We start from the raw sequence: 5395 nt of genomic DNA, 5'->3' as shown, positions 1-5395 counted from the left end.
TACCACAATAACTGTTGGCCGCTCCACCACAGCAAAGAAAGTATCTATACAGGCTATGATTACATCAGAATTAATAGTCTGCTCTGAAACATAAGCAGGTCGCGTGTTTTGCCGATTCATGATTCCCAAGACATTTAAACGCTTAGTTCTACGACTATCAATTGACAAATGTTCACCAATATCTTGCCATCCATAAGGGACGCAAGGGATGCCACAAAATCCTGATTCATCCAAATAGTATAAATCAATTTTTCCCTCATCTTCTAGTTGTTTTAATTCTGACAGTTTTTCTTTTTTTTCCTTATATTCTATGGGGTCTGGGTTGCCGCCAACACCTCGACGCATCCTATGCCAACTCATACTTTTTTTTTAATTATTCTCTTAATTGTTTCCGTACTTGTATTAATACACCATTCTTCTTTGATTTTTTGTACTACTTGCTTTAATTGTTTTGGTTGTAATTTTACCCAGTCTTTAATTTGATCTGATTGTGCAGAATTAAATATTTTTTTTCTGCCTCTACCTGGCTTATTGTATAATCCGAGCATTCCCTCATGTTCCCATCTATCTAACCAGTTATACATGGTCTTATAACTAAATTTAAAGATTTTTATCAGGTTTTCATTTTTGACATTTTGTGAAACTAAAATCAAAAAATGTGCTCTTTGACGCACTTGATGATGTCTGCTTTCGCGATAAATTCGGTTTAGCAATTTCAATGAAAGTGGATTAATGTCTCGAAGTAAAAACATATAAAACCTCTTTAAATAAAACTTGATGTTTTTAGTATATCATATTATTTGATTTGTGTAATTAATTTTGTTTGACTACTTACTCGTTACAAACCGCAAAAACCGCAAAAACCCGGTTTCTTTGGTTTTGATGCGTAAGTCTTAACAAAAATTCACATCTAATTGAACGGCCCAATCCACCGCACAGCAAGACTTTCTACCATCCGCCCCAAAAAAACTTTCAGAATTTCGCATAAATTCCCCTAACTCATACTGATAAGTAAATGTAGGAACAAAGTTGCGGCCGCACTGAACTATGAATGATGAGTACATCCCCTCCGGGGGGGAAGACCGCCCATCCGAGAACCAAACCGATGCTGTTGAGGGTGAGGGAGAATCGAAATTATCCCACAGAAAACTTCTATATCAAGATCTCGATCGCCTTGTTAGCGAAATTTGCCAGCATCCTCCCGGTTGGAAGCGCAGCCGTTTGTTGCACCAGCTTCTGACTAAGATGAAAAACTCCGGCCTGATCTGGAAGGAAAATCTACCTTACTATGAAGATGCTTTGCAAGAACAGTGGGTGTTTTTCTGTAGCAATTTGTGCGAATCCCGCACTGGAACTCAGTACGATCGCACTCGCGGCAATGTCATTACTTGGTTCAATTATTATTTCAAGCGACGGCTGCAAAATTGGGCTGTGAGGGTTGATAGAGAAAATAACACCAGAGACGATCGAGAACAAATTTCAGAAGACGGAACGCCGATCGATCGAATCGATATTTTACCCGATCGCGATCGAACTCACATTCTCGAAACAGCTCAGCTTTTTACAGAACTTCAAGCCTGGATTGAAACCGATCCAGATCAGGTGTTGAGCAAACACGTTAGAGGGCGACCAGATCTAACTTGTCAAGTTATATTAAAAGGCTTATCAGCGGGCAAAACTTTCACCGTATTAGCAGCAGAACTTTCCTGCTCCTATTCTACCCTGCATGGCTTTCACCGAGATCAATGTCGCCCTCACTTGCAAACATTTCGCGACAATTACGAATCTTAATCATTAAAGGAGTTAACAATGGCACAAAGTAACAGTATCGGAAACCAATCCTTGCCAATGCCAATTACCCAAAAGGCCATTCGTTCAGCACGGCAATTTGCTTCCGAACAGCGCCACCCCCACAAAAAAGAACAAGTTTATTTCAACACTTTGGCTGTGTTGGCCGTCCGCGATTACTTGATGCTTTTAGATATTGAAACTGATTTAACTAATTGCGATAGCTGGAATCCCGTTGTTCGCTTGTTGGAAAATGTGGCTGATTTATATATCAAAAATTTAGGAAAAATTGAATGTCGTCCGTTGATAAATTTGCCGAAAAACGTAGAAAATAATCGCATCAATTCGCCGCAAAACCGATCGCATACTTGTCACGTTCCCCCGGAAGCAAGGGAGGAACGCATCGGTTATCTGGTAGTAGATATTGATGAAGATGAAAAGGAAGCAAGATTGCTGGGATTTTCCCCAACTGCGGGGATGGGCGAATTAGTATTGAGCGAGTTGCATTCCCTGGATGACTTCTTGATCCACCTCGAACATATATCTGAATCTCAAGTCAATCTGCGTCAGTGGTTGGAGAATGTATTTACATCTAATTGGGAGTCAGTTGAATCAATCTTCAATCTGCAGCCTTCGACTTCCCCTGTTGAAATTGAAAACCCGGTTAAATCTAATTTAGGCAATTGGTTGAAAAATGTTGCCGAAACAGGTTGGCAGAAAATTGAGCAAGGTAAAGAAAATTTAGAAAACCTAATTTTTCCTGAAGAAAACCCCAATTTTGCCTTCCGAGGAGGTGGAAATTTGAGAACAGAATCTGCCTCGCAGGGCCGTCAAAGCAGCATCAATAGGTTTCCCGAAGCTGATGTGACGCGGGCTAAGTTGATTGACTTGGGTATGCGTTTGGGAAGGACGAGTGTTGCTTTGTTGGTTGCTGTTGCTGAAGAGGACGATCGCACTCTCAGAGTTCACGTCCAACTGCATCCGGCGATCGGAGAACTTTACCTGCCCCTCAATATTAAACTGTCCTTAATATCCGACACCGGAGACAATCTACACGAGGTAGAAGCAACAGTTCAGAACTTGTGCATTTTGCTGAAAGATTTTCACGTAGAGCCAGACGAGAGCTTTAGTATTCGAGTAAGTTTAGATGATTTAAGCATAACAGAAACTTTTGTGGTATGATACCTTGATTAACTGCAATCGCCTACAATTTATGAGCTGGACTGTCATCTTGGCTTTGGGGTATGGGGATTTAAAAAATGGTTTTTCTCATGTGACTGCTGAGTTAAAAAAACAAGGAGAAACTGTCGCTCAACGTTTCGCCAGCTTGCCACCAGCACCTATAGTTCAGGAGTTGCATAAAAGGTGGAACGCTAGTTGTGTCGCATCCCAATATAACAGAAGCGGTTCTCGGATCAAAATCAACTCCGCAGGCATAACAAATATTTCTGAAGACAAGCCTTATGCTATATATATCAAGATTTGAAGCAAGAGATGAACAAGTGGCTGAGTGCTGACGAGTTTTACCGAAAAATAGAGGTAGAACTCAGAACGGAAATCAGCAATCGATCCGAGTGTGTTGAAATATTTCTAGAGTGCAATTACTCTCTGATTTGGCAGTTGCCTTGGGATGCGTGGCAATTTCGCGAAGACTACCGCAACTCGGAAATCATCGGCAGTTCCCCAGAATATGGAAAAGTTCTTCAACAGGCAACTATAGGGGGAATGCCTCTACCTTTGCGAGGCAGAATTTTAGGTATTGTCGGCAACAGCAAGGGAATTGATGTTGGAAAAGATACAAAAGAGCTTAAAAAATATTTGGGCTATCGCTGCGAATTAACGTTTCTTAAAGAACCAACACCTCAAAAGTTTCGCGACCAGTTGTTTGATGAAAAAGGGTGGCAAGTTTTATTTTATGCCGGACACAGCGAAAGCGATACTAATGCTGCTAACGGACTACTATATATTAATCAAGAAGTTCAAAATAATACTGTTAGTTTAGAGGATTTTAAAGACGGTCTAAAAAAAGCTATTTTTAAAGGGTTGCAGTTACTAATTTTTAATTCCTGTTCGAGCCTGGGAATAGCAGCAGATTTAGTTAGTGAGGGCATTTCTTTACCGTCAGTAATTGTGATGCGGGCGCCAATCCCGGATTTCATTGCTCAGGAATTTGTGAAGTCTTTGTTTAGATATTTGGCTCTCAAAGAACCTCTGTTTTTGGCGGTGCGAAAAGCTAAGGATGATTTGCTGCGCTGGGAACCTCAATTTCCGGGGGCGAGCGGAATACTGGTGCTGTGTCAGCATCCCACATTTGAGGGATTAAAATTTCTAGAGTTGGGAAGCAGTCACCCTGTTCCCGCAGATGATGTGGCGGGCGATCGCCCAAATAACCAATCGTTAATTCTTCCAATTGATTGGATGCAGCGGGCGGCAAAAAGTTTAGGTATTACGGCTATCAGTTATATGTTAATGGGCCCGATACTTAGCCGCGTTGTGAATGAAATCGGAAAGACCAGCCACCGTCAGGGTCAACTATTAATCGCTGAAAGATGCTACCAATTAGCAAGTTTACTAAATTTAAATTATGCTACGCCTCATTATAACTTAGCTGTGTTGTATGAGGATTTTAATGAAAAAGAGTACGCGCAAAAATTAATGAAGGATGCAGCGCGGCGGGGTTCTGCTGAGGCGAATTCTCAATTATCTCGATCGCTGATTCTCAACAATCAACCTCAAGAAGCTTTAAAATTTATTGCTCGCTGTTTAGAACACACTGAATATGACGGAGTAAAAGCGGCTTGTTTTAAAAATCGGGGCTGGGCGCGGTTTAAACAAAAGCAATATGACGCTGCTGAAGCAGATTTAAGAATAGCAATAGGATTCAGAGAGGATAGCCCTGAGGCTCAATGCCTTTTAGCACAGGTTCTGGAAATTAAAGGTAAGCCGCAAGCAGCCTTGGAAGCCTGGAATGAGACGCTTAAATATTCTGATTACCGCATACCAGAACAAGATCGATGTATGCAAAATGCCCAGCAACATTTACAAGCAAAAGGAATTATCAAGTGAAAATCAGGATTGCTGTTTTTATAGTTTTAAGCTCGATCGCAACTAGCGCACTAGCAGCGAGTAACAGAATATCTAACGGACTGATTATCCATAGTAGCGGGGAAGTTGCGATCGAGCGCCAAAACGGCCGAATTGTTCGCCCTACCGGCGGTACACCGATTTATCCGGGAGACAAATTGCGAACTTCACAAAACGCACAACTGACGGTTCAATGTGCAGATTTGGGGATTAAGTCGATCGCACCGGGTGAAAATCAATTAAATAGCTGTTTGTTAGCGAAAGAAGAGTCTAAATCGGATTGTAGCGCGGACTTGGTTAAATGTCCCGATCGCGGCGATGATAAAATTACCTGGAATAGCGGGCCAATTCCTTATATTATCAGTCCGCGGCGCACGAAATTGCTCGACAGCAAGCCTATTTTGCGGTGGAATCCGGTTGCTGGTGCGACTAGCTATAAGTTGAGCCTCCGCGAAAATGGAGCGAAATTAAACTGGGAAATGACTGTTAGCGGTACTGAGGCTGTGTATCCGGGGGAACCACC

Annotated in this window: 7 protein-coding genes; 5 read left to right on the top strand and 2 right to left on the bottom strand. The window is 41.8% G+C overall.

The window, feature by feature from the left end; genetic code table 11:
- Together ACUVJL_RS02315 and ACUVJL_RS02310 are read right to left on the bottom strand one after the other, a co-directional pair.
- Positions 1–345: transposase (locus ACUVJL_RS02315; protein WP_445244367.1), on the bottom strand; the 345-nt coding region annotated here is incomplete at its 3' end.
- An 11-nt stretch (positions 346–356) separates the two neighbouring features.
- A complete protein-coding gene (locus ACUVJL_RS02310; protein ID WP_445244366.1) occupies positions 357–752 on the bottom strand; it encodes a helix-turn-helix domain-containing protein in 396 nt (131 codons plus the stop codon).
- A 295-nt stretch (positions 753–1047) separates the two neighbouring features.
- Here ACUVJL_RS02310 and ACUVJL_RS02305 point away from each other — a divergent pair, with 295 nt between their 5' ends.
- From ACUVJL_RS02305 to ACUVJL_RS02285, 5 genes are all read left to right on the top strand, one after another.
- Positions 1048–1791, top strand: a complete 744-nt coding sequence (locus tag ACUVJL_RS02305) for a hypothetical protein (RefSeq protein WP_445244365.1) — start codon at positions 1048–1050, stop codon at positions 1789–1791.
- A gap of 18 nt (positions 1792–1809) precedes the next feature.
- Positions 1810–2970, top strand: coding sequence for a DUF1822 family protein (locus tag ACUVJL_RS02300; RefSeq protein ID WP_445244364.1), 1161 nt, complete (start codon positions 1810–1812; stop codon positions 2968–2970).
- A 31-nt stretch (positions 2971–3001) separates the two neighbouring features.
- A complete protein-coding gene (locus ACUVJL_RS02295; protein ID WP_445244363.1) occupies positions 3002–3274 on the top strand; it encodes a hypothetical protein in 273 nt (90 codons plus the stop codon).
- An 8-nt stretch (positions 3275–3282) separates the two neighbouring features.
- Entirely contained in the window at positions 3283–4854 is a 1572-nt protein-coding gene (locus tag ACUVJL_RS02290) for a CHAT domain-containing tetratricopeptide repeat protein (RefSeq protein ID WP_445244362.1), read from the top strand.
- Positions 4851–5395, top strand: a 545-nt coding sequence (locus ACUVJL_RS02285; protein WP_445244361.1) for a hypothetical protein, incomplete at its 3' end; no start/stop codon positions are given. The genes ACUVJL_RS02290 and ACUVJL_RS02285, both read left to right, overlap by 4 nt.

This window comes from Microcoleus sp. OTE_8_concoct_300, from assembly GCF_031383065.1.
GTDB lineage: Bacteria > Cyanobacteriota > Cyanobacteriia > Cyanobacteriales > Microcoleaceae > Microcoleus.
The sequence above is the reverse complement of the archived record's forward strand: the minus strand, read 5'-3'. Positions and strand labels throughout refer to the sequence as shown.